We start from the raw sequence: 23,307 nt of genomic DNA on the forward strand, positions 1-23,307 counted from the left end.
AAGGGCAACCCCTAGTAGAATAACTACATTAGGGTTGCCCTTGCTGAATGATCTGGCTTAATCCGGCTAATCTGCCGCCATAAGTCTTTAAACGATAGGGTTATTGTTGTTCCCACTGCCGTCCGATCCTTTGTCCGGATCGTCACCGCCAGGCTCATTCCCCTCCGGCAAGTCCTTGACTGTACCGTCTGGCGTATCTACAACAGGGTCGCTCGTAATATCGTTAGCTGAACCGTCTGGTACATCGTTAGGAATGTCGCCCACAGGAATATTCGGAACATGTGCGGAGCCATCCTCCGGCTTGCCCTGAATCCGGACGCGTACATCGCCGATGTTGTCCACGACAGGTTCACCCGACTCGGTCGGTCCATTATCGCCTTCGCTGCCCTTATCTTTCGGCTCAAGCAATTTGCCATGCTCGATCAATTGCTTGATTTGCTCCAGCTCCAATGTCTCTTCCTCGAGCAAGGTTTGCGCAATTAGGTGCACTTCTTTGGAATGCTTGGTCAAAAGCTCTTTACAGCGCTCATACATTTCGGTAATGAAGCGATGCATCTCCTGATCGATTTCATAAGCGATCTGATCACTGTAATTTTGTTCATGGCCGATATCGCGGCCCAGGAACACTTGACCTTGCGAGGTGCCGAATTGCATCGGTCCAAGCTTCTCACTCATACCGTATTCAACGATCATGCTGCGTACAATACTTGTCGCTTGCTGGAAGTCACTGTAAGCTCCTGTGCCGATCTCACCGATAAACAACTCTTCAGCGACACGGCCGCCAAGAAGACCTGTTACCTTGTCGAGCAGTTCCTGCTTGGTGACAAGCATCCGGTCTTCCTTCGGAAGCATAATGACATATCCGCCGGCACGCCCCCGTGGAATAATCGTAACCTTATGCACCATATCCGCATGCTCCAGGAAATAACCAACGATCGTATGCCCGGCTTCGTGATAAGCAACGATCCGCTTCTCGCGGTCACTGATCACGCGGCTGCGTTTCTCGGTACCAACAATCACGCGGTCGATGGCCTCATCCACTTCCCGCATTGAAATATCTTTACGGTTACGGCGCGCAGCAAGGAGCGCCGCTTCATTCAATAGGTTAGCCAGGTCTGCACCGGTAAACCCTGTCGTACGCTTCGCGATTATATCGAGCCGCACATCATTCGTCAGCGGCTTGTTGCGGGCGTGTACTTTGAGCACAGCCTCACGGCCTTTCACATCCGGACGATCCACCGTAATCTGGCGGTCAAAACGTCCCGGACGAAGCAGCGCCGGATCGAGAATATCCGGACGGTTCGTTGCCGCGATAATGATAATGCCTTCATTCGCGCCGAATCCATCCATCTCTACAAGCAACTGGTTGAGCGTCTGCTCGCGCTCATCATGCCCGCCGCCCAGTCCGGCGCCGCGCTGACGGCCGACAGCATCGATCTCATCAATAAATATAATACAGGAATTCGTCTTCTTCGCATTTTCGAACAAATCGCGTACCCGGGAAGCACCAACCCCGACGAACATTTCCACAAAGTCGGAACCGGATATACTAAAGAACGGAACGCCAGCTTCCCCGGCAACCGCACGAGCGAGCAGCGTCTTACCTGTACCCGGAGGTCCTACGAGCAGAACGCCCTTAGGAATACGCGCGCCAACGGCGGAAAATTTCCGCGGATCCTTCAAAAACTCAACTACCTCTACAAGCTCTTGCTTCTCTTCATCTGCCCCGGCTACGTCTTCAAACGTAACCTTCTTCTTCTCTTCGTTATACAAGCGGGCCCGGCTTTTGCCAAAGTTCATTACCTTGCCGCCGCCACCCTGAGCTTGATTAAACAGGAAGAAAAACAGAATAAACATAATTGCGAACGGTAACAGGGAGGTTAGGAACGTGAGCCAAATGCTCTGCTCCTGCATCTTCTTCCACTCCAGACTGAAACCGTTCTGGTCGCTAAAATCTGTGATTTCCTTCAATACATTTGGATCGTAAGGAACATAGGTCGTGAAATTTGTCGTCTTACTATCTCCAACGGCTTGATTATATTTACCGGTTATCAAGTAAGCATAACCGTCAAATTTTCCCGTAATTTCAGCGACATTATTGGCCTTCAATTGCTGACGCAATTGATCATATCTAGGGGTATCGGCCGCTTCATTTGGTCCATTAAGGAATTGGACGATGCCCACCACGACTAAGAAAAGTATCAAATAAAAACCAGAATTCCGGATGAACCGACTCATCCCCTGCCTCCTCTCAAAACAACTTAAGTTATTTTACCATAGTCCCTTACTCATTATCAAAAAAGTCGCAGGCGATGTTCGGCCAAAGAGCAGCAGTCGTATCTAGCTCTTATAAACTTCTGGCTTCAATACCCCGATATAAGGAAGATTACGGTATTTCTCTGCATAATCGAGTCCATATCCGACGACGAAAGCATCGGGGAGAACAAATCCCGACAAGTCGGCCTCGAGATCCACTGTCCGCCCTGCTGGCTTATCAAACAGCGTCACGATCTTTACGGAATTCACCTTGCGCCGCCCGAGAACGTCAACCAAGTAGCTCAGCGTCAGGCCGCTATCGATAATATCCTCTACAATCAAAACGTCGCGGCCTTCCACAGAAGTGTCCAGATCTTTCACGATTCTAACTTCCCCAGACGACTTGGTGGATGCCCCGTAACTGGATACAGCCATGAAATCAAGCTCAATCGGAACTGTAATTTCCTTTACGAGGTCTGCCATAAAAATAAAGGCGCCTTTCAAAATACAAATGACGAGCGGATTGCGTCCCTCATACTCTTTGCTTAGACGCTGTCCCAGCTCCGCCACTTTGTCTTGAATTTGTTCCCGGGTGATCAAAATTTCCTGAATATCGTTCTGCAAGTTAAGTAGACCTCCTACGTTATACTATGAATGCCTTATTCTGACGATTACCGGGTGTGATTACTCACCGGCCCTATCCATGGTCATCAATACTACAGAGGACGTACGGGGTCCAACTGGAGCGATTATTGATCTGCGAATGCCCGGAATCCATATAATCCGGCCCTTTCCATCCGTTACGATAGGAATGCGGGAACGAAGAGAGGGAGGTATTTTCTCATCGATGAAAATATCTTTAACCTTTTTAGTTCCATTTAGACCCATAATCTGCATCGCATCTCCCGGTTGACGGGAACGCACTGTAAGCGGATAAACCAACTCATCCGCATCAAACACCGCTTTGTCTTTACTCTCAGCCATTTCCTTCACGGCATCAAGCCCGGTTTCGGTCTGCGTAAACAACAGGTTCGTGCCTAACCCTTGAATAACAATTTCCGCAGGAATCGTATCCACGCGATATGTATAGCGAAGGCTATCGTCCTCCCCCGCTGCATTCGGTATAAACCTGATCGTGTCGTATTCACGAACACACTGCAGCCCACCCCCGAGATCAAGACGCCATGTCGTAGGGAATTCCCGAATGGCCCCTTGGCGAACATGCTCAATCTTGACAAAATCGCTTTCATCTGTGCCCGAAGGCAGATAATTTAATATTAGTTTAATCAACCTCCGTTGTAAAGCGGCATGTACGGAGGCAAACGGCCCAATTTGAAAGGCCAAACCTGGTCCGTCTGCAGTTACGAGCTCCCGGTAAGTCTGAAGCGCTGCTTGCTGCATATAATCATCTTCTTCGCCGGCAGTCTCGGCAAGACGGTTCAACGACTCCGCCAGTTGTACATTATATTGCCCCAAAAATGGCAGCACATCCAGCCTAATTGCATTTCGTGCATATTTATTCTGCAGATTACTGCTATCTATTCGATAAGGAATGCCCGCATCCTGACATGCCTTTACAATTTCCGCTTTATAGATATGCAGCAGCGGACGGATAAGGTTCACTTGCTCCACGCTTCGCTTCACTCTCATTCCAGCCAGCCCCGAAAGACCGCTTCCCCGTATAATCCGCATCAGAACCGTCTCGGCCTGATCATCCGCGTGATGCGCCAGGGCGATCGAGGAAGCTCCGTGTTTTCGGGCCACTGCGTGAAGAAATTCATATCTTTTCTCCCGGGCTGCCAGCTGAGGCCCTTTCCCGGACTCCTCCATATAAGCGGGAATATCCAAATGACCCAGCTCAAAAGGGATACCAAGCCGATCCGTAATCCCCTTCACAAATTCCGCTTCCTCCTGGGATTCTTCGGGGCGGAACCCGTGATTAATATGTGCGCAGACCAGCGACAGCCGCTGCTGTGGAGTACGGGTGGCAATGGTATGCAAAATATGCAGCAATGCCACGGAATCCGGCCCCCCGGATACGGCGACAACGATACAATCCCCGGGAGACCATAACCGATACTCCTCTCCAGCACGGCGGACCTGCTCCACCAGGCGGTACATGCTGTAATTGATCAATGTCTCCCCCTCCTTGCACTGCAGCTTTTCCTTCTAATTTTTAAAAGTATCTTATAAAGCCTGGCCCCATCAAAAACGAAGAGCCAGATAAAGCGAATAAATAAGCAAAGTAACCGAAACTGCAAACGCGCTGATGATCCAGACTGGAGTTGCAGCTTTCTTTTTTACCTCCGGCCGGGGTCTTAGCACGAGTTCCTTCCATAGTAAACAAGCCTCTGCGGTATCCTGGAACTCTCCCTCGACTGCTCTCCTTAACCATTCTCTATAACGCTCCAGAGCAGACTCCGTTCGAATCAGATTCAACAGATCGCTAGAGCTTCTCATCTGCGGGAGCTGGGTCGCCGCTTGTTTAAGAGGCTGCTCGGCAAGCAAATGGATGCAGACGACTGCGAAGCTGAACCAATCATACGACGCTTCAGCCGTCCGTCCGCCCGCATTCCAGAAACCGCGGTCATACCACTCGGTAAACTGCTTCACGCTGCGGCCCATTCCACTAACACCGCCGTAATCTATCAGTTCTACTTCACCGTAGGAACCGACGAGCACATTTTCCGGCTTCAAATCGCCGAACACCCAGCCGGATACATGCAGGCTCCGCAGCTGTCTCAGCAGATTCAATCCCGCCACATCCAGCCACTGGCTTCCCCGTCTGGACAAAAATACACGCAGCGGCTCTCCCTTAATGTATCGCATCACGTAGAAAGGAATCTCCCTGCCCTGGAGAGAGTAATCATCTACCTCAACCAGATAAGTGAGATCCCGTTTCGCGGAACCCAGCCGTTTTCCCTGACGCTGCAGGGCTTTCAGCACATTAATTTCAGACTGTATGTCGACCGTATCGAAGCCCATTTTAAGCGCGTACAGCCGGGCGCTATCCACCTGCTTCACCAGGTACACGACCCCATTCGCGCCTTGCCCGAGCAGCCGCTGGATGAGGTAGCGTCCCCCTTTCCAGCGCCCGGTAATGAGCGTTCCTTGCGGCAAATTCAGCTTAAACGACGTAGTCACCGAGCATTCCTTCTCCTTCATCGGATTCTTCCGGCCAGGCCTCTTTTTCGTTTCTATTCAGTGTACCATACCGGAAGAATTCCATCACCTGCTTGATCGCCGGACCGGTGGGCGTCGCTCCCCGCATTACAAGCCGTTGAAAAATCGCCTTCACGCTGCCCAGGTCTGTCGTCCAATTGACGTCCAGCACGGCATCTTCACTTCTTGGCCCGGGGAAGTGAAACACAGCCAGCTGGCTCTGTCCCTTCCTAGCTCCGAGACTAAGCATCATATCCCGGATTGCTTCCTCCACAGCGGCAAGCTTCGGCTTCATACTTGCACTGGCATCAATTAGCAGAGCTACCTGCAGAGGAGTACTCTCACTGAACTCATCAATGACTTCAACTACGCGCGAACGCTTATCGGGCGGCAAATCCTCAATCGTATCCCTTCCCAAAATTTGTCTTAGCTCTTTATTAACCGCCTGCTGCACTGTCTGAACCACCGTCTTGCGCGTTAGCATCTGCATGGTTTGAGCAAGCCGCTCTGTGCCCGTCAGCTGGCTCATTCCGCCCCCCGCCCTGGCGATTTCGTATATTTCCTGACTGCCCAGCTCACCGATTGCGCCATAATCGACAATTCCCACAACATTAACCGTAATCCCTTCCTGTCGCGCCAAAGCCGCAGCCATAACCGGGCTTTCACCCACATTCGAACAACCGTCAGTAATCAGCATGATTTGCCGCATTAGCAAGTCTCCTTCCATCTTCTCTCTTATCTATCATTTCCAGAGACGCTAATCTTCAAACCAAAAATACCGCTATATATTCTATATCTTGGGTTAACTGACGGTCCGGGGCCGCTCCAGACGGGAAATACCCGGGATATGCAGCGTAGACCACTGTGGACGTACATGCTCTATTTTGGCTACTACGACGGTCATATCATCTTGAATCACATTTTTCTGATAACGAATGACAGCTTCCAGCAAATGATCGGCCATTTCCTGCGGGTCCTCTGCGGGAATTTCCATAATTAGCCGCTTCATCCACAATTCCTTGTTAACGGCATATCCCGGGGCATCATAAATACCGTCGGTCATCATAATGAGTGTATCTCCGGGATACAATTGAACCGTCACGAGATCGACCTCAATTTCTTGAATAATACCGATAGGTAAATTGCTCGCCGATACGAGAATGACCTCGCTGCCCCGTTTTATAAAACTGGGAGAAGAACCGATCTTCATGAAAGTCGTTTTGGCCGTAAACTCGTCAATGAGCGCCATATCGACGGTAGCATATACCTCATCCGGGGAGCGAAGCATGAGGATCGAGTTCACAGACTTAATAGCAATAGTCTCATCCATTCCTGATTGCAGAAGCTGCTCCAATATATTAAGCGCCGTACTGCTCTCCTGCCGGGCCCTTTCCCCATTCCCCATCCCGTCGCTGATCGCCACCGCATAAGTTCCATTGCCAAGCTCCACCGCGCTGAAGCTGTCGCCAGACGTCAAATCCCCTCCTTTTGCTGTTCCGGCTACGCCCGTAACAATTTCATACGTCTTGGCCGAACCAAATGTAACTGTCGTCAGCCGCTCTCTCCCTCCCATTTCAGATTCACCGGTCACCGCGATATGCTCTCCCAAAATGTCGGATAACAGCGGCGCTATAATTTTCCGGCATTCATCATACCCCCGCGTGTAAGAATGGACAATTTCAATTTCCACATTCCCTTGATCGAGATTTACAATGTCGATGCTATATATGGATAAGCCTAGCTTCGCCAATGCCTCGCGAATTTGCTCCTCCTGATAATACATCGCTTGTCCTTCCCGCTTAATTTCCTTAGCCAGGTCTTCCATGACCTGAGAAACCCCGGACAATTGCTCAGCTACGAGCTGACGGCTGTCGTATAATTGCCGCTTCCACTGCATATCATGTTGGTACAGCTCGTATTCACGCTTCATCAGCTTCATCACCTGATCCGTCCTCGAACAAATTTTGCTCCAGACGGGCGGTAAATCCTGCTTGCTCAAATCCGGATTGTCCTCAATCGCGGTCATCATCTCCGTCATATATTTATAAGTTTGATAGAATTTCCCGTCCCAGCATGACTTCCGCCGGTGACACGACGCGCAAGCGCCCTCTGTTACCGCATTCATGAAATGATCGATTTCCTCATTGCGCTTTATCAGTTCCCCTGAGCTGGAAACTTGTCCAAAGCTGCGCGACAGCTGCTTGAATACCTGTGAAAACTGCGTAACCCGCTCGGCGGTAATATCACGAACTTTTTTGGCATATTCATGCTGTGTTTTAGTATAATCCTGCGTTCCCGGCACATACTTGGCGACGTGCTTCATGACGCTGCCCGGCGTCAGGAGAAATAGCATTACCGCTATACAGCTCTCCCAGGTCGAGGAGATGATATCTTTGGAGCCGGTCAAATAAATAGACAAAATTGAGGAACCCAGCAGCATCCCGAATCCGACGGCCCACTTTCTTCCTTCCCGCAGCATGCCGGCCAGCATGCCGGAAAACGCCAGCAGGCTCATTTGATATAACGCTGCCATATTGGCGAGGCTGAGGATAAGGCCGGTAATGACGCCTACGGAAGCGCCGAGGGAAGCACCGCCGACCAAGGCAAACACAAGGATTAAATACCGGGTCAAAATATGTTCAACAGATAGCCCATACAGTTCCCATCCGACTAATCCCGTCATCACCGAGGCAAGCATAATGACAAGACATAATATTTCTTCGTTCCGCAGCTGATAGGTTCGCTTGCGTAAGGTGAATATAGGAATGGCTTGCATAAATACAAGGGTAAGCACGAAACTTAAGACCGCATCCATGATAGTCATTGTCAAGGCATACCATGTCAGCGTAGGACCGATTATAGCGCCAAACAGCCCCACAAAGAAGGTAGATATAAAAACCATCAACGGTGCAAAAGAGATCTCCGCCCGTTCGAACGATTCCATTCCCCGATAGATGAAATAAAAGATCAGCAGTTCTGCGGCTATGCTCAAAACATGCTGACCTGATCCGATCCATGCCCCTGCTAAAATAGAAGAGGCGACTAGCATCATAATGTCGCGGCGAAGAAACACCATTACTCCAAAAAATGCAGCAGCGAAAGGAGACAGCTCGTCCAGAATGGTCGCTCTCCCCAGCAGAAAGCTCATCGTCATGATCAGCATGACCCAACGATTAGCCGCAAACCATTGACCGGCCTTATTCAATACAGGGACTTGCCCTAAGTTCCTCCACCACGACTCCCTTTCTAGCTCCTTCAATCTCTTTACTCCCGGGAAAGCGATGACATTCCATTTCTCCCTCATCCTGGCACCTCTCTTCTAAAATTTGTAAGGTATGTCCCATTATAGGGAGATAGAGTCGGAAAGTTTGTCACATACCGGAGCAGGGCAAAAGAAATTTCCGACAAATTGAGAGAGTTTTATAAAGCGGCGCGAACGTAAGCCCGCTCTATTATAGCGATTGAACAGGGGTTCCTATGTTCGCATGGAAATAGCCTGGAATGAGGATGTTTTTCTAGCGATTCGCCCTGAGATAACTGGAAAAGCGTAGTAACCTGTCGTTAAAAAAATGAAGACGACAAAAAAACACACTCTTGTTTCCGATCGGAAGAGGTGTTCTCGAAAAGATGCGAAATTTTGAAGTCCTTATTTTCTGCTCCTTTAAAAATTCTCTGCGTCCATTAAAAAACCGCAGGCTATAATTAGCCTGCGGTGTGCATCATTCATATTCAAAAATTACATGCGCTTGGCTCCGCGGCCGCCGCGTTTGCCCTCCGTGTTCTTCTTCAAAGAAGAAATGCGCTCTTCGCTATCTTTGAGGAAGCGGGACATTTTATCTTCAAAAGAAGCTTTGCCGGCTGGGGGCTTAAAAGAACGCCCACCCCGTTCACGGTTAAATCCGCCGCCGGGACGATCTCCCTCTCTACCGCCAGGACGATCCGAACGCGGTGCGCGAGGCGGTCTATCTGCCTCTACCGGTTTGTCCACGGCCTGTTTAATAGAAAGACCGATCTTACCGTCCTTATCGACGTTAATAACCTTGACAGTTACAGCGTCGCCTATCTTCAGGTGATCGTTAACATCCTTGACGTAATTGTCGGCGATTTCTGAGATGTGAACGAGACCCGTGACACCTCCTGACAGATCCACAAATGCTCCGAAATGCGTGATGCCTGTCACTTTTCCTTCTAACTTGGTGCCCACTTCAATTGCCATAAAATAAAATGATCCTCCCTTAAAAATATACAGCCAGGCCTCGAAATCATGACTGCGGTGATTTGATTATACCCAATGACTGAAACAAGGTCAACAGACGTATATCCTGCTTATGGTCAGTTATTTCCCGCCGGAGACTCCGTGACACGGACCGGAACTTCACCCGGCTTATAAAGCCCATACTTCTTCATGGCGATTTGTCCGATATACTCCGGATCTTGAAGCCGGCTAATTTCATATTCCAGCTGGCCCAGGCTCTGCTCGGCGGCCGTCATCTCGGTCCTCCGCTCATCGAGCTGCTGGGATTTGACACCGATCTCTCCCGATTGGGTTATAAAAGTATATCCTGCCCAACCGAGAAAAACGATCATGAACCCCGCCCACAGCCGAATACGCCGACGTGCCCCTGCACGTTGATTGGAAGCCTGACTTTTAGGATTGGATGATGATTTTGCTCCGTGCATAGGGCACCCCCTGTCCATCAATTTTTGTGGAACCAGCGCTTCCATACAGCCGCTATTTTGTCCCGTGTAGATTTCGTCATTTCATGAATTCTCAGCTTCACAAGTAAAGGCTTAACAGCCCAAACGAATATTTTCCATAACGGAACAAGCGAGATACGCCCTAAAAATAGCAGTATGATCCAGACAAAACCAAGAAGCAGCCTGAATACTTTCAATAACCATATTATCGGCGCGATAATTACAATCCTGAATACCCGCACCGATACCCGATAAATCTTTTTAACTATCCTCATTAACATTACCACAAAACGCGTTGTTATAACACTTAGGAGCAAAAAATAAATCCAAACGCCTATAAATAATCCAAAAAAAACATAGAAACGCAGTTCTCCCTGGTTGCTATGATACAGCATACGAAATACGAAGACGGAGGCGGCCATCCAATAAAGCAAATCAAGCCCGTGTATGCTCCATCGGGGAAAACGGAGCTGTCCTGATACAACGCGATAGCTGTCGAAGACGATCCCTAATATCCCCCCGGATGCAGCCATCCATAAAAGGGTCGCCCATTGAACCTCCAAATTCATCGGAACAGCTTGCCCAGCAGTCCTTTGCCGCCGGCTTGGGAACCGGGATCCAAATAAGAGAGTGAATTGACCTGACCCTCGATACTGACGAGCCCCTGCTCCAAATTTAAATTTTTAATATGTAAATTTTGGCCGCGAATCGTTAAATGCCCAAGCTCCGTCTGAAGCAGAAACTCCTCACTATCGAAACTCTCTACATTCAAGACACCTGTAATTTCCAGCAGCTTCCGCTGGAAGAGCCGGACTTCCTGCGCCTTCCCTTTATTATAATCCACCATGGCATGTACCCTCCTTCTTACTGATAGCTTATGGAGGGAGCCCTGACTTTAGAACCGTTACATCAGACAACGCTGAAGTTGACGCCATGCCTGGCGTATAAACCCCTTGCTTGCACATAGAAACTATACCTAGCACGTAAAAAGAAAACGGCGCCATAAGGCGCCGTAATTTCCTACAATCTAATCACGGTCATTCAAGAAAGTTGTCCTTCGGAATCGGCTCTTCCTTCACCAAGGTATATAGGGTGGATGCCTCCTCCTTGCGGGTTGTCTCGGCCAGTCTCTCAACGCGTACGGTTACCAGCTTTTGGCCAAATTGAATCGTGATTTCATCCCCAACCTTCACGGAGGTGCTCGGTTTAGATTCACGTCCATTGACGAGAACTCTGCCCTGCTCGGAGACATCCTTGGCCACTGTACGCCGCTTGATCAGCCGCGACACTTTCAAGAATTTATCGAGACGCATTATTTTACAGCTTCTTTAAGTTTGTTACCCGCTTTGAAAGCTGGAACGTTGGATGCGGGAATTTCAATCGTTTTTCCAGTTTGCGGGTTGCGGCCCGTACGGCCGGAACGTTTACGAGTCTCGAACGTGCCAAAGCCGATTAGCTGTACTTTGTCTCCGTTAGCGAGAGCATCTGTAATTTCACCAAGAAAACCGTTCAATACGGACTCAACGTCTTTCTTAGTTAAGCCGCTTTTGCTAGAAATGTTGTTGATCAGATCTGTTTTGTTCATCAATAATGCCTCCCAATAATAAAAGAAATGATGATATACGGCTCTGCCAAAGGCGTAATTACCTCAAGAAGTCGCCATACCTTTGTATGAGTATTCTTGCTTCATTTTAAAAATCCTGCCCAAAACCGATAATTTTTTTTGTTTTTTTAACCAAAACACCGTTTATAAGCCAAAAGGCCCATTTATGTCTGTCGTTCGGCCCCTTTCGCCTCGTCCCAATAAACGTCCATTTCGGAAAGTGAACTCGTAGCCAACGTCTTTCCAGATTCTTTAAGCCTTTTCTCGACATATTCGAAACGCCGGATAAATTTACGAATAGTCAGGGAGAGTGCTTCCTCGGGATCAGCGCCGATGAACCGGGCGGCATTGACGACGGAGAACAACACATCCCCGAGCTCCAAAGCCTGCTCCTTTGCGTCCTGCCCCTTCTCAACCGACTCCTTCAGCTCGGCTAGCTCCTCCTCGATTTTTGCCCAAACGCCGGAAATATCCTCCCAGTCAAACCCGGCTTTGGCCGCCTTTTTCTGCAGCTTATACGCCTTCATTAAGGCCGGCAAATCACGGGGTACGCCGCTAAGCGCCGACTGCTCCTCCGGCTGAATCCCTTTGCGGCGCTTTTCCTCCGCTTTCATCGCTTCCCAGTTGTTCAAGGCAGCTTCGGCGTCTTTAGCCCCAAGCTCGCCAAAAACATGGGGGTGACGATAGATCAATTTCTCATTGAGGCTCTGGATGACATCATAAGCGGTAAACGTCCCCGTCTCCTCTTCCATCTGCGAATGAAGCATGACCTGCAGGAGCAGGTCCCCGAGCTCTTCCTGCATATGATCTGGATCGTCCTCATCGATTGTTTCCAGCACCTCGTATGTTTCTTCAATGAGGTTTTTGCGGATCGACTGATGCGTTTGCTCGCGGTCCCATGGGCATCCGTCCGGGCTTCGCAGGATCGCCACGATTTCATGCAGCCGCTGGAAGCTGCGATTACGCAGCCCCTCGTCCTGACTGGCTGGAATGTAAATCAGGGACAAGTTGCCATAGCCAGCCACCCGGTCGAGCTCAAACAGCGGAACCCGGACAATGCTCTCCTGTCCTTTTACCCCAAGGGCGTGGCCAATAATCACTTCGTAGTCATCCGGATACATTTCCATGAGGCTCAGCTTGACCTCCGATGCCGTAAAGGCGTCGTATACTTGTCCAATGAGCGTGTGTACCCGCGGATCAACCATTGCAGCCGCCACATCGGAAGCGTCGAGCAATTGAAAGCCCTCGATCGGATCAAAGCCAAGCCGGACAAAGGCCTCGTCCAGGAAGCTCTCTCCACCGTACACCTGAAGCGCGATGCCTTCCTCCGGGCAGCGGCGCCGCAATATTTGTACCGTTGCTTCGGCTACCATCGGGTGTCCGGGAACCGCATATAGTATTTCTTGTCCATCCGGCCCAGCCAGCGCATGCGCAAGGAGCCTTGCAACAATTTCCTCATATACGGAAGGAAAATCTTCCTGCTGCTCGTACACTTCATCGAACGACTCGAAGCGGACGCCTTCCTCCGCCTCAAGCCACGATACGACCGGATGATCCTTCGTGCGGACGTACCGCGGTGCTGCCGTTTTTAGCCGCTTCATTATTCCCAGGGTCAATTGATCCGGATCCCCTGAACCCAGTCCAACGACCGTAATCGCTGCGCTCATCGCTTTGCTCACTCTCCTGTTCTATACAAGGGGTTGAAATCCATTAATCATTCTATAACTATACCACCGAAAGGCTGGAGATTAAAAATTTTCCAGCGGCCAGGCTGTTAGATCAGGACAGCGGATATGGCCGATAACAGGCCACCGCTTTATACTGAGGGCTCCGTGGACCGTATCCAACCTGCCTCCGTGGACAGACCCTTTCGCGACCTAGCGCTGGATAGCCTCTTCGCTGGCGTAGCGTTGTAGGGCAGACTGTAGTGGGCGCTGAGGCTGCAGGATAAATTCACCACGCTAGCGCGGTGTTGTAGAGCATACCTTTGGCGGGTGCTGGGGCTGCTGACTGGCCCCTTTTGCCAGGCGAGCGATCTGCTGCGGCGCAAGCCTCCTCGCAGGCGCGGCGCCTTATGCAAGCAGCCGCAGCCTGCGCAGCGCCTTATGCAGCCGCGGCATGGCGCGCAGCACCGCTGCCAGCTCGGCCGCGCTGAGCAGCCGCAGGCGCAGCACCGCCGCCGCGAACACGGCTGCGCCGCCCGCCACGCCGAGCAAGCTCTCGGCGGCGGCGGCAAGGCGGCCGTGGCCCAGCGGCAGCGCGCCAGCGGCGAGGCGCACGAGCAGCACGGCGCACGCCATGGCGAGCAGCGCTGCGACCGGGCGCAGCCATGCGCCGCGCGGGCGCCGGGCGAGGCCGCCGCGCCGCACGAGCAGCGCCAGGTTGAGCGCGGCGGCGGCGCTGTAAGCGGCGATGCCGGCGATGGCGGCGCCTGTGATGCCGAGCGGCGGCACGAGCAGCGCGTTCAGCGCGGTCTTGAGCGCGGCGGCGGCGAGCAGGTGCAGCGCAGGCGCGCGGACATGGCCGAGCCCTTGCAGCAGCGCCGCAGTCACGGCAACGAGTGCGCCGGGCGCCGCCGTCCAAGCGATCCACGCTAGCGTTGCGCTGCCGGTGGCATCCTCATACAGCATCACGTTAATCGGCTTTGCCAGCAGGGCAAGGCCGGCCGATGCGGCCAAACCGATCAGCCCGAACCAGCGGAGAGCCACAGTTATTTGCTGCTGTATCCCTTCCCCGTCACCCTTTATCTTCAGTTCCGTCAAAGCGGGGATAAACAGCACCGAGAGCGAAGAGGCCAGCATCGTAATGAGCTGAACGAGCGGAATCCCGCGATTATACACGCCCACCTCCACCATAGCCTGTAATTCATCCAAGGTTCGCATTTGCAGCAATCTGGGGAGTGTAAATGTATCGACCAGACTAATCAGCGGAATGGCCAAGGCTGCGAGACAAACCGGAATCGCATAAGCGAGCATCGAAAGCAGCAGCCTAGCTCCGCTATTCTCCTCCAAGGAGGAGATCCGGACTATGTGCTCCTGCCCAGTGCTGGCAGCTGTAGCTGCGTTGGATGTTGGTCTTGGTTTGAGACCGCGCCGCCAGTACAGCAGCATCACGAGGAGCCCGGCTGCTCCCCCCGCGGCTGAACCGGCAAAAGCTCCTCCCGCGATCACATCATCCGCGGCCCCCTGCCCGGTCAAATAAATGAGCAGCACAATCATGACCGCTACGCGTATGGCTTGCTCTGTAACTTGAGATACCGCCGTTGGCACCATATCCTGCAATCCCTGGTAATACCCGCGTATGGCCGCGCTAAGCGGAATGAACAGCAAGGCAGGAGCCGCGCTCTGTAGTGCAGGAATTAGCTGGCTGCTGCCGATCGCCTTCGATAATAACGGGGCGCCGAAATATAGCACGGCGAATCCAGCGAGCCCCAGCACCCCCATAACAAGGCTGGCCATGCGCAGCACAGCCCGCTTACCGGCTTCTTCTCCGCTTACATGGCGCTCAGCAACAAATTTGGAGATCGCCGTTGGAAATCCGGCCGTGGCCAGCGTAATGATCATCATATAAAACGGGTAGACGGTATTATAAATACCAAACACCCCGTCTCCTCCTATATTCTGCAAAGGGATTTTCTGCAGCGTTCCCAGCAGCTTGGTCACGACAGCCGCTATGGCCAGTACGGCCGCACCCTTAAGCAGTTTGGAGGAAGGGGATTCGTTTCTGTCATCCTTCATAAGCACCCTACTTTATTGTTGAAAATAAACATCAGGTACCATTATATGACGATTTCACGCCCGATTAAAGTCAGGCACAGTTCACCTGCTGGTCGACCGACCGCCGTCATGCAGCGAAGCACCGCGCGCTGGGAGCTGCGCGCAGTGACAGCAGCTGCCATAAAGCATCATGGCAATACTGCAGAGAAAGAGAAAGTCCCTCATATAACATACATGGGCAAAATCAAAAGACGGCAAAAGGCAATACTAGCAGTCGGCTTCCTGCCGGCTTGAGCCCCTTGTCCCTAACAAACAAACTCCCGCCTGCCCGTTAAACAGTTTGGACCGTTTTCGGCAGCGGGAGATTGATAAAATTTCATGGGAGGATGTTAGGGTGCTTACTATTGTTCCATTTGCTTGCCGAGAAACCCGGCAGCGGTCTCAGCCATTTTGGATTCAAGCTCTGACATTTTGACGCCCTCATCCTTATTCAGCAAGACGACCGTACCGATCGGGTCGCCGCTCGAAATGATCGGAGCGATAACAAAAGAAGAGATGGTTTCAGGGTGATCCTTATGAATTTCATAACTTCCGCTGTTCGTCTCCAGCAAAATTTTACGCCCATCCATACTGCCTTCCAGGAGTGAACTGATCTGCTTATCCAGGTACTCTTTCTTCGAAGCACCAGCTACAGCGATCATCGTGTCCCGATCGGAAATTAGGGTAATATGACCAGTGCTCTCATACAGCGATTCAGCATATTCTTTAGCGAAATCGCCTAACTCTCCGATCGGCGAATATTTCTTCAGAATCACTTCACCATCGCGATCCACAAAAATTTCCAGCGGATCTCCTTCTCTAATCCGCAAAGTGCGGCGAATTTCCTTTGGGATAACTACCCGTCCCAGATCATCAATACGGCGTACAATTCCAGTAGCTTTCATATCACATGTTGCCCCGCTTTCTTAAGAAGTTTTAACTACTGATTCCATAAATGTTCCTCTGCTCTGGTGAGCTTTATTACAAAAGTCTGCAGCTTGCAGACGATTTGCCTCCCCTTGCTTCTGTACGGCAGCCTGCGATGTTTGTCTATAATAAAGGGATGTCGGTGAAGTGATTCTGACCATAGTATTCATCCCTTTCCAGTACCTTATTCATACGATTTATGTGCATCATTCGCGGGAAATAGGAATTGGGAAAAGAAAGCAGCGCGAATAAATTCGCGCTGCCGCCTTCAGATATAGACTTGAGGAAACCTGATATAGACTTGGGAAACTGTACCAACCTACTTCGATTGGTTCCCTTCACCTTCCGTACTGTTGCTGCCGGCCGCTCCGGCATTGCCGCTGCTGCCAGTACCCGTATCTGATTCTTTCGAGTCTGTGCCTGCGTTGCCTTCACTTGCCGGTGGCGTCGCCGCTCCGTTGTCAGTATCCTTGTTGTCCTCGATCTTAGGCAGATCAATATTCTTAATGAGCTTCTCCAAATCGTTGGCCATGAACTCGTCCAGCTTGGTCATACCGGCGTAGTCCTTAAACATATCCTTCTCTTCCTGGGTTAAATCCTCATACTTCTTCTCGGTACGCGACTCCACCACCATAACATGGTAGCCATGGTCCGTCTCGAACGGTTCGCTGATTTCATTAATCTTCAGCGTCAGAGCCTTCTCCTGGAATTCCGGCACCCATTGACTAACTATTTGATCTTCATATAAGCCGCCGTTATCCTTGGAGCCCGGATCTTCGGAATACTGTTTAGCCAAAGCAGCAAAATCTTCCCCTTTGTCCAGCTTGGCCTTAATGTCCTGGGCCAGCTTCAACGCCTCTTCCTTACTGCGCTTCTCCTTGCCTTCGCCGTCTGTCAGCCGGATCAAAATATGCCGGACAGTGGCTTTCGTATATCTATCCTTAACCGCGTCAAATTCAGCCTTGATATCGTCCTCAGTAACGTTCGCCGTTTGGCTTGCCACCACCGTGAAAGCACGGATCAGGTAGTCCTTCAGTTCTTTCTCGGTTACGTTCTGGGCTTTGAGTATTTCTTTGAAATTAGCGTCTCCGCCAACTTGCTGCTTAATCGACTTGATCTGCTCTTCCCCGGACTTCTTGCCTTCTTTCTTGGCCTTGTCGTCCGCTTTATCAAACAAGTATTCGTAGCTGATTGCCTGTTTTACCAGAAACTCCTGAAAGCCTTCCATTTGCATGAGCTGTTCCATTTGCGGTTGAAGTACTTTTATGACACGCAGCTCGAGGTCGAATTCCTTCTCGGTGATCTCCCCGCCTTCGTATGTCGCAACCGCTGTCGCTGTACCTTCCCCACCATTTGCAGCGTTCTTATCCTTGTCTTCCTTTTTCCCGCATGCGGTTAACATGGAAAGCGTGAGCACCGCCACAACTGCGATTAACAGCGTCTTCCAGGATCGTGATTTACTTCGAGACATCTTGCAATTCCCCTTTCAGTTTGAACGAATCCTTCAGGGCCTCAAGGAATTGCTCCAACAAACCCATCAATTCTCTATCGTCCAATTCCTTGGTTTTAATCCGAATCAGCATCGCCGATCCCTGATTAAATTGTACACGCCTTCCGAACAGATTGCCAACTTCGGCGAGCTTGGCCGGAATGATATCCTTTTCGCGGCCATCATGAAACTTAATAGCCACCTCTTCTCCACGGCGACTAATAGATTCTATATTGTAGCGCCTGCCGTACAGCTTCACTCTCGCCACTGAGAGCAAGTTAGCAACAGCTTCGGGTAGTTCGCCAAACCGGTCAAGGAGCTCGTCCTCGAGTTCTGCAACGTCCTCAAAGGCAGCAACAGAAGCGGTTTTCTTATAGATTTCGATCTTTTGAATACTATCATAAATATAGTCAGATGGTAAATAGGCATCAATGCCAAGATCGATCGTTGTGTTCCATGTCTTCGCCTCAGGAACCTCTTCACCAAGCATCGTCACTTTTCGCTTCTGAATTTCCTCGGCCAGCATTTGGGAATACAGGTCGAATCCAACGGACGCGATAAATCCGTGCTGCTCCGCGCCGAGTAAATTCCCGGCCCCCCGTATGGACAGATCGCGCATGGCGATTTTAAATCCGGAGCCAAGCTCTGTAAACTCCTTGATCGACTGCAGCCGCTTCTCTGCCACCTCTGTCAAGGATTTATCCCGTTGATAAGTGAAATAGGCATACGCGATCCGATTGGAACGGCCTACCCGTCCACGCAATTGGTATAGCTGGGACAGCCCCATTTTATCGGCATCATGGACGATCAAAGTGTTCACGTTCGGGATGTCGACACCCGTCTCAATAATGCTTGTACTGACGAGCACATCGTACTCCCCGTCCAGAAAATCTAGAATCGTCTTCTCCAGCTCCTGCTCCGACATTTGGCCATGCCCGACTCCAACTCTAGCTTCCGGCACGAGCAGGGAAATTTGAGCCGCCATCTCTTGAATGCCCTGTACCCGGTTATAGAGGTAATAGATTTGTCCTCCCCGCGCCAATTCCCGTTCAATGGCCTCCCGAACCAATGCCTGACTATGCTCTACTACATAAGTTTGCACAGGGAAGCGGTTCTCAGGCGGCGTCTCGATGACCGATAGATCGCGTACGCCAAGCATGGACATATGGAGCGTCCTCGGTATCGGCGTAGCAGTTAAGGTCAGGACGTCCACATTCGTTTTTAGCTTTTTGAGCTTCTCCTTATGAGTGACGCCGAAACGCTGCTCTTCATCTACGATTAGGAGCCCAAGGTCTCTAAATATGACATCCTGAGACAAAAGGCGATGCGTACCGATAACGATGTCTACCGTCCCTTGCTTGATGCCTTTGATCGTTTCGTTCTGCTCTTTACGGCTGCGGAAACGGCTCAAAGTCTGGATGTTTATTGGATACCCTGCGAACCGTTCGCGGAAAGTCTCATAATGCTGCTGGGCCAAAATGGTGGTCGGCACGAGCACGGCAACCTGTTTTCCCTCGATCGCACTCTTGAATGCGGCGCGAATGGCCACCTCCGTTTTGCCATATCCCACATCGCCGCAAAGCAAACGGTCCATAGGCCGCGGCTGCTCCATATCCTTCTTGATTTCCTCGATGGCCCTGACCTGGTCGCGGGTTTCCTCATAAGGGAACATCGCTTCAAATTCCTGCTGCTCCGGTGTATCCTTCTCAAAGCCAAACCCTGGAGAGGCTTGCCGGTCCGCGTACAGCTTAATTAAATCATCGGCAATATCCTGGACCGAGGTCCGCACTTTATTTTTAACCCTCGTCCACTCGTTGCCGCCCAGCTTGTAAACTTTCGGCTCCTTATCCTCGGAGCCTACGTATTTCTGGATCAAATCGATCTGTTCGATCGGTACAGACAGCTTATCGCCAGCCGCATACATGATGTGCATATAATCTTTGTGGATGCCGCCGACTTCCAGCGTGCCGATTCCGAGATACTTGCCGATCCCGTGGTTTTGGTGCACCACATAATCGCCAACCTTCAGCTCGGTATAGCTCTTGATCCGCTCAGCATTGTCCATGTTTTTCGTAACTTTGCGAACCTTGCGCTGTTTTTTGGAGAACATCTCGCCTTCGGTTATGACGACCAGATGCACGGACGGCAGCTCAAACCCTGACTGCAGATTACCTTGCAGCAGGGTAGGCTCCTCAATGCCATAATCCAGCAAAACACGGCGCATCCGTTCCATGCGTTCCTCGCCGCTCGCCAGCATGACAACGTTCGCTCCGCTTTTTTTCCAGCGCTCCATTTCAGCCTTCAAAACATTCATTTGTCCGTGGAAATCCTGCATGGCCCGGCTGACGAAGTTTAGAATGTTCTGCGGTTGAACATGAGGGACCTGTCTTAGAAACAACGATAAGAACAAGGCCTGAAACGGCCGGCGGTACAGAACATGATCTGTATCCATTGCCAGCGGCAGCTCGGGAAGGCTCTTGCCATTCTGAAACAGATGCAAATTCCACTCCGCTTCGTCCCGCTCCAGCTGTTTGGCCGTCTCCAGCAGCCGGGCCGGTTCATCCAGAATGAGCAGTGTATCTGCGGCCATAAAGTCATACAACGTTTTATTCTCTGGATATATCAAGGAAATATACTTATAGATTTCCGGAAAATATACCTGTTCCCGCAGCAGCTCGATCTCCCGGGAAATCTCCTCTTTCAGTTTCTGTTTCGCCTGGCGGTCCGTCATCTTCTCCAGTTGTTGTTCCAGGCGCTCCGAGATGGACTGCGCCGCATTTACCAATCGTTCCCGGGAAGCGATAAGCTCTTTGCATGGCGGCACGGTGACGTGCTTCACCTGGTCGATCGAACGCTGGTCCGCGGGATCGAATGTACGAATCGAATCGATTTCATCGTCGAACAGCTCGATACGGTAAGCTAATTCAGCAGTCAATGGAAAAAAATCTATGATCCCCCCGCGGATGCTCATTTCCCCGCGTGATTCGACCCGTTCCACCCGCTCATAACCAAGTTCCACCATTTGATCCAAAAAACGCTCCAATTGCAGCGTGCCGCCAAGCGACAGCTCCAAATGGGCGGCAGCCATCGTTTCCGGCGAAGGGATATATCTGCGGATACCGGAATAAGGCACTACTACAATTCCCCGGAATCCTTGGGAACATTTCAGCAGTACCTCGATTCGCTGCGCCAATGTCTCCGGACTGGAAACAGCTGATTCGGCCGCCACCAGCTCATTAGCCGGGTATAGCAGCACTTCATCCGCTGAGAGCGCTTCCTGTAAATCTTCTGCAATTTTCTGAGCTGAGAACATGTTATGTGTAACGACGAGTAGCGGGCGATTAACTTCTTTGTACATCGCGGCTAACATAATTTGTTTGGACGATCCGGATAACCCGGAGATCAGTTGTTCTTTCATCCCGGAATTTACGCCGGCAACGGCAGAAGCAAAATCCGAGTCTTTGGAAAAAGCTTGTATAAGTGCTTGTAGCAAGTGAGGCACCTCTCTTAAAATACTTACTAAAAAATCTATACGACTCATGCCATGAATTCACGGCTTGCCCGAGTCGAAGCAAAAAGGAGCCTCAGCAACCGTGCCAAGGCTCTATTCCAACTCCATCGATGTAAAGCTCCGCTGTTTGTTCCGCCCTGGTCATTGGAGCGGGCTGTTAAGCAGTGTCAGCTCTGGATGATTCGAAAGCGCCTCTCTGCAATAATCACAGGTCATACGAACTGTCGTATCGCCGCTCGAATCATACGTTATTATATCTCTCCGCTCATCGGGGGTCAAGAAATGAAAGCCAAGCTGCGTCTCGGACACATTAGCGGCTTCAATCCTGCCGATGAGTGTACGGCAATGTCTGCAAACATAGTTTATTGCCATCTTATGCCTCCTGAAACCTCATTATACCTTCGGTATTGTTTAGTATGCCCCGAATGACCAGCGTTTAGCCCTGTTGGCCAAAGCTCCAAGTTCTAAGGAAAGCTCTGTGGGTTACCGACGGTATTTTCAGGCTTGCATGAATGGCTTGAACTGTTTGATTTAAGCTATGCCGCAAACTATGTCGCAAAAATTGCTTTAACTGCTCTGCATCAACGGTTAAATTTAGCCATCGTCTGTTCGAAGGTATGATCCAGGCTGAATTCCAAGGCATCGCATGCCTCCTGAATCGCCTGATCGAGCAAAGGCTTCTCCTTCCGTGCAAAGGAGGATAACACATAATCGACAACCGCATGTCCCGGCTCAGGCCTGGAGATCCCCATTCGGATCCGGTTGAACGTTTGCGTCCCCGTATGCTGGATGATCGACTTAATCCCGTTGTGGCCGCCGGCGCTGCCTTGGTAGCGAAGGCGATTCCGGCCTATTTCGGTATCCAGGTCGTCATATACGACGATCATATCCTCCAGGCTGACTTTATAGTAATCCATGAAAGCCCGAACCGCTTCCCCGGACAAGTTCATGTATGTCATCGGTTTGATGAGCGCAACTTTCTTCCCGCTGATGATTCCATCCCCTACAATGGCTTTGCACTTGCTTTGGCGGATTTCTATGCTATGTCTGTGAGCCAGTTCATCCAGAGCCATAAATCCGATATTATGTCTTGTTTTTGCATATTGGGCTCCCGGATTACCGAGGCCTACAATCCATTTCATTATGAATCCTCTCCTAAGAAAATCTCAACCCTCCCAAACCCTCCCTTACCGTAAGGGAGGGCCCCCGCAGGGCTTGCAGCCCTCGGGACTCCCGCAAACTGGAGTAACGTGGGAGGTACACAGGCGCTCCTGCTCGCTGTCCCCTTCGGGGATGCGCTTGACTGTTGTGCGTGGAACGCTTTTCGTCTGGTCTCAACCCTCCCAAACCCTCCCTTACCGTAAGGGAGGGCCCCCGCAGGGCCTGCAGCCCTCGGGACTCCCGCAAACTGGAGTAACGTGGGAGGTACACAGGCGCTCCTGCTCGCTGTCCCCTTCGGGGATGCGCTTGACTGTTGTGCGTGGAACGCTTTTCCCCCTTCGGGTACGTCTTACTTTTGGTGCACCCGGGCAACCTGGAAAACATGCTGCGGAATGGGGTTAGGCTCGAAGCTCCCGGGGCTGCATCGTGCCTGGAGTCGCTTGTCGCCCTGGCGGGCACGCTCTACGTTTTTGCTCCTGCGGAGGGAGGTGACTGCGACTTCGTGCTGTTTATGCGTGACTCCCTGCTGGGAGACGCTCTCCCTTCGGGACACGCTTTACTTCGGTGATTTCTTCATGCTGTTGATGCGTGGCTTCCTGCTGGGAGGCGCTCTCCCTCCGGGACACGCTTTACTTCGGTGATTTCTTCATGCTGTTTATACGTGACTTCCTGCTGGGAGGCACTCTCCCTTTGGGATCGCTTTGCTTCGTGATGTCTTCGTACGTCTATATAGACGTAAATACGC

The 23,307-nt window shown here is 51.2% G+C and carries 21 protein-coding genes; 2 read left to right on the top strand and 19 right to left on the bottom strand.

Annotated elements, in window-relative coordinates; genetic code table 11:
- Nucleotides 1-87: 87 nt before the first annotated feature.
- The 14 genes from ftsH to G358_RS0125095 form a co-directional block, all read right to left on the bottom strand.
- A complete protein-coding gene (gene ftsH, locus G358_RS0125030) occupies nt 88-2,238 on the bottom strand; it encodes an ATP-dependent zinc metalloprotease FtsH (protein WP_019640006.1) in 2,151 nt (716 codons plus the stop codon).
- Nucleotides 2,239-2,340: 102 nt separating this feature from the next.
- A complete protein-coding gene (gene hpt, locus G358_RS0125035) occupies nt 2,341-2,880 on the bottom strand; it encodes a hypoxanthine phosphoribosyltransferase (RefSeq protein WP_019640007.1) in 540 nt (179 codons plus the stop codon).
- 60 nt (nt 2,881-2,940) lie between these two features.
- Entirely contained in the window at nt 2,941-4,377 is a 1,437-nt protein-coding gene (gene tilS / locus G358_RS0125040) for a tRNA lysidine(34) synthetase TilS (RefSeq protein WP_033404478.1), read from the bottom strand.
- An 84-nt stretch (nt 4,378-4,461) separates the two neighbouring features.
- Nucleotides 4,462-5,400 carry a serine/threonine protein kinase gene (locus tag G358_RS0125045; RefSeq protein ID WP_019640009.1) on the bottom strand — a complete coding sequence of 313 codons (939 nt, stop codon included), beginning with the start codon at nt 5,398-5,400 and terminating at the stop codon, nt 4,462-4,464.
- A complete protein-coding gene (locus tag G358_RS0125050; protein ID WP_019640010.1) occupies nt 5,384-6,127 on the bottom strand; it encodes a vWA domain-containing protein in 744 nt (247 codons plus the stop codon). The genes G358_RS0125045 and G358_RS0125050 overlap by 17 nt, the downstream gene beginning before the upstream one ends.
- A gap of 93 nt (nt 6,128-6,220) precedes the next feature.
- Complete coding sequence (gene spoIIE, locus G358_RS0125055; RefSeq protein WP_019640011.1) at nt 6,221-8,722, bottom strand: stage II sporulation protein E; 2,502 nt, start codon at nt 8,720-8,722, stop codon at nt 6,221-6,223.
- Between the two features lie 432 nt (nt 8,723-9,154).
- Entirely contained in the window at nt 9,155-9,634 is a 480-nt protein-coding gene (locus tag G358_RS0125060) for a S1 domain-containing RNA-binding protein (protein WP_019640012.1), read from the bottom strand.
- 116 nt (nt 9,635-9,750) lie between these two features.
- Nucleotides 9,751-10,098 (bottom strand): FtsB family cell division protein, encoded by a 348-nt coding sequence (locus G358_RS0125065; protein WP_019640013.1) that lies wholly within the window; start codon nt 10,096-10,098, stop codon nt 9,751-9,753.
- A 17-nt stretch (nt 10,099-10,115) separates the two neighbouring features.
- On the bottom strand, nt 10,116-10,685 hold the full coding sequence (gene yabQ / locus G358_RS0125070; RefSeq protein WP_019640014.1) for a spore cortex biosynthesis protein YabQ: 570 nt from the start codon (nt 10,683-10,685) through the stop codon (nt 10,116-10,118).
- Nucleotides 10,682-10,963 (bottom strand): sporulation protein YabP, encoded by a 282-nt coding sequence (yabP, locus tag G358_RS0125075; protein ID WP_019640015.1) that lies wholly within the window; start codon nt 10,961-10,963, stop codon nt 10,682-10,684. Before yabP ends, yabQ begins: the two co-directional genes overlap by 4 nt.
- 190 nt (nt 10,964-11,153) lie before the next feature.
- On the bottom strand, nt 11,154-11,429 hold the full coding sequence (locus tag G358_RS0125080) for an RNA-binding S4 domain-containing protein (protein WP_019640016.1): 276 nt from the start codon (nt 11,427-11,429) through the stop codon (nt 11,154-11,156).
- Nucleotides 11,429-11,701, bottom strand: a complete 273-nt coding sequence (locus tag G358_RS0125085; RefSeq protein WP_019640017.1) for an HU family DNA-binding protein — start codon at nt 11,699-11,701, stop codon at nt 11,429-11,431. Before G358_RS0125085 ends, G358_RS0125080 begins: the two co-directional genes overlap by 1 nt.
- Before the next feature lie 182 nt (nt 11,702-11,883).
- Nucleotides 11,884-13,386, bottom strand: a complete 1,503-nt coding sequence (gene yabN, locus G358_RS0125090; protein ID WP_019640018.1) for a bifunctional methyltransferase/pyrophosphohydrolase YabN — start codon at nt 13,384-13,386, stop codon at nt 11,884-11,886.
- 405 nt (nt 13,387-13,791) lie between these two features.
- Complete coding sequence (locus G358_RS0125095) at nt 13,792-15,456, bottom strand: putative polysaccharide biosynthesis protein (RefSeq protein WP_019640019.1); 1,665 nt, start codon at nt 15,454-15,456, stop codon at nt 13,792-13,794.
- A gap of 45 nt (nt 15,457-15,501) precedes the next feature.
- Here G358_RS0125095 and G358_RS33240 point away from each other — a divergent pair, with 45 nt between their 5' ends.
- The gene (locus G358_RS33240) at nt 15,502-15,729 is read left to right on the top strand and encodes a hypothetical protein (protein WP_157274484.1); all 228 of its coding nucleotides are present in this window, start codon (nt 15,502-15,504) and stop codon (nt 15,727-15,729) included.
- Nucleotides 15,730-15,836: 107 nt separating this feature from the next.
- Here the strand turns inward: G358_RS33240 and spoVT are convergent, their stop codons facing one another.
- The 5 genes from spoVT to pth all read right to left on the bottom strand — a co-directional run bounded on the left by spoVT (nt 15,837) and on the right by pth (nt 22,543).
- Complete coding sequence (gene spoVT, locus G358_RS0125105; RefSeq protein WP_019640021.1) at nt 15,837-16,379, bottom strand: stage V sporulation protein T; 543 nt, start codon at nt 16,377-16,379, stop codon at nt 15,837-15,839.
- A gap of 341 nt (nt 16,380-16,720) precedes the next feature.
- Nucleotides 16,721-17,872 carry a peptidylprolyl isomerase gene (locus G358_RS0125110; RefSeq protein ID WP_019640022.1) on the bottom strand — a complete coding sequence of 384 codons (1,152 nt, stop codon included), beginning with the start codon at nt 17,870-17,872 and terminating at the stop codon, nt 16,721-16,723.
- On the bottom strand, nt 17,859-21,383 hold the full coding sequence (mfd, locus tag G358_RS0125115; RefSeq protein WP_019640023.1) for a transcription-repair coupling factor: 3,525 nt from the start codon (nt 21,381-21,383) through the stop codon (nt 17,859-17,861). Before mfd ends, G358_RS0125110 begins: the two co-directional genes overlap by 14 nt.
- Nucleotides 21,384-21,542: 159 nt before the next feature.
- Nucleotides 21,543-21,773, bottom strand: a complete 231-nt coding sequence (locus G358_RS0125120) for an anti-sigma-F factor Fin (protein ID WP_019640024.1) — start codon at nt 21,771-21,773, stop codon at nt 21,543-21,545.
- 209 nt (nt 21,774-21,982) lie between these two features.
- Nucleotides 21,983-22,543: an aminoacyl-tRNA hydrolase gene (gene pth, locus G358_RS0125125; RefSeq protein WP_019640025.1), complete on the bottom strand. Its 561-nt coding sequence runs from the start codon at nt 22,541-22,543 to the stop codon at nt 21,983-21,985.
- 332 nt (nt 22,544-22,875) lie between these two features.
- Here pth and G358_RS0125130 point away from each other — a divergent pair, with 332 nt between their 5' ends.
- Nucleotides 22,876-23,130 (top strand): hypothetical protein, encoded by a 255-nt coding sequence (locus tag G358_RS0125130; protein WP_019640026.1) that lies wholly within the window; start codon nt 22,876-22,878, stop codon nt 23,128-23,130.
- Nucleotides 23,131-23,307 lie beyond the last annotated feature (177 nt).

Origin of the sequence: Paenibacillus fonticola DSM 21315 (assembly GCF_000381905.1) — a bacterium.
Taxonomy (GTDB): Bacteria; Bacillota; Bacilli; order Paenibacillales; family Paenibacillaceae; genus Fontibacillus; species Fontibacillus fonticola.

Coding starts and splice junctions, on each gene's coding strand:
- spoIIE (WP_019640011.1), bottom strand. CDS start 8,722: ATGAGGGAGAAATGGAATGTCATCGCTTTCCCGGGAGTAAAGAGATTG.
- G358_RS0125065 (WP_019640013.1), bottom strand. CDS start 10,098: ATGCACGGAGCAAAATCATCATCCAATCCTAAAAGTCAGGCTTCCAAT.
- yabP (WP_019640015.1), bottom strand. CDS start 10,963: ATGGTGGATTATAATAAAGGGAAGGCGCAGGAAGTCCGGCTCTTCCAG.
- G358_RS0125050 (WP_019640010.1), bottom strand. CDS start 6,127: ATGCGGCAAATCATGCTGATTACTGACGGTTGTTCGAATGTGGGTGAA.
- G358_RS0125060 (WP_019640012.1), bottom strand. CDS start 9,634: ATGGCAATTGAAGTGGGCACCAAGTTAGAAGGAAAAGTGACAGGCATC.
- spoVT (WP_019640021.1), bottom strand. CDS start 16,379: ATGAAAGCTACTGGAATTGTACGCCGTATTGATGATCTGGGACGGGTA.
- G358_RS33240 (WP_157274484.1), top strand. CDS start 15,502: ATGACGATTTCACGCCCGATTAAAGTCAGGCACAGTTCACCTGCTGGT.
- G358_RS0125085 (WP_019640017.1), bottom strand. CDS start 11,701: ATGAACAAAACAGATCTGATCAACAACATTTCTAGCAAAAGCGGCTTA.
- pth (WP_019640025.1), bottom strand. CDS start 22,543: ATGAAATGGATTGTAGGCCTCGGTAATCCGGGAGCCCAATATGCAAAA.
- G358_RS0125110 (WP_019640022.1), bottom strand. CDS start 17,872: ATGTCTCGAAGTAAATCACGATCCTGGAAGACGCTGTTAATCGCAGTT.
- G358_RS0125080 (WP_019640016.1), bottom strand. CDS start 11,429: ATGCGTCTCGATAAATTCTTGAAAGTGTCGCGGCTGATCAAGCGGCGT.
- G358_RS0125120 (WP_019640024.1), bottom strand. CDS start 21,773: ATGGCAATAAACTATGTTTGCAGACATTGCCGTACACTCATCGGCAGG.
- yabN (WP_019640018.1), bottom strand. CDS start 13,386: ATGAGCGCAGCGATTACGGTCGTTGGACTGGGTTCAGGGGATCCGGAT.
- G358_RS0125095 (WP_019640019.1), bottom strand. CDS start 15,456: ATGAAGGATGACAGAAACGAATCCCCTTCCTCCAAACTGCTTAAGGGT.
- yabQ (WP_019640014.1), bottom strand. CDS start 10,685: ATGAATTTGGAGGTTCAATGGGCGACCCTTTTATGGATGGCTGCATCC.
- ftsH (WP_019640006.1), bottom strand. CDS start 2,238: ATGAGTCGGTTCATCCGGAATTCTGGTTTTTATTTGATACTTTTCTTA.
- tilS (WP_033404478.1), bottom strand. CDS start 4,377: ATGTACCGCCTGGTGGAGCAGGTCCGCCGTGCTGGAGAGGAGTATCGG.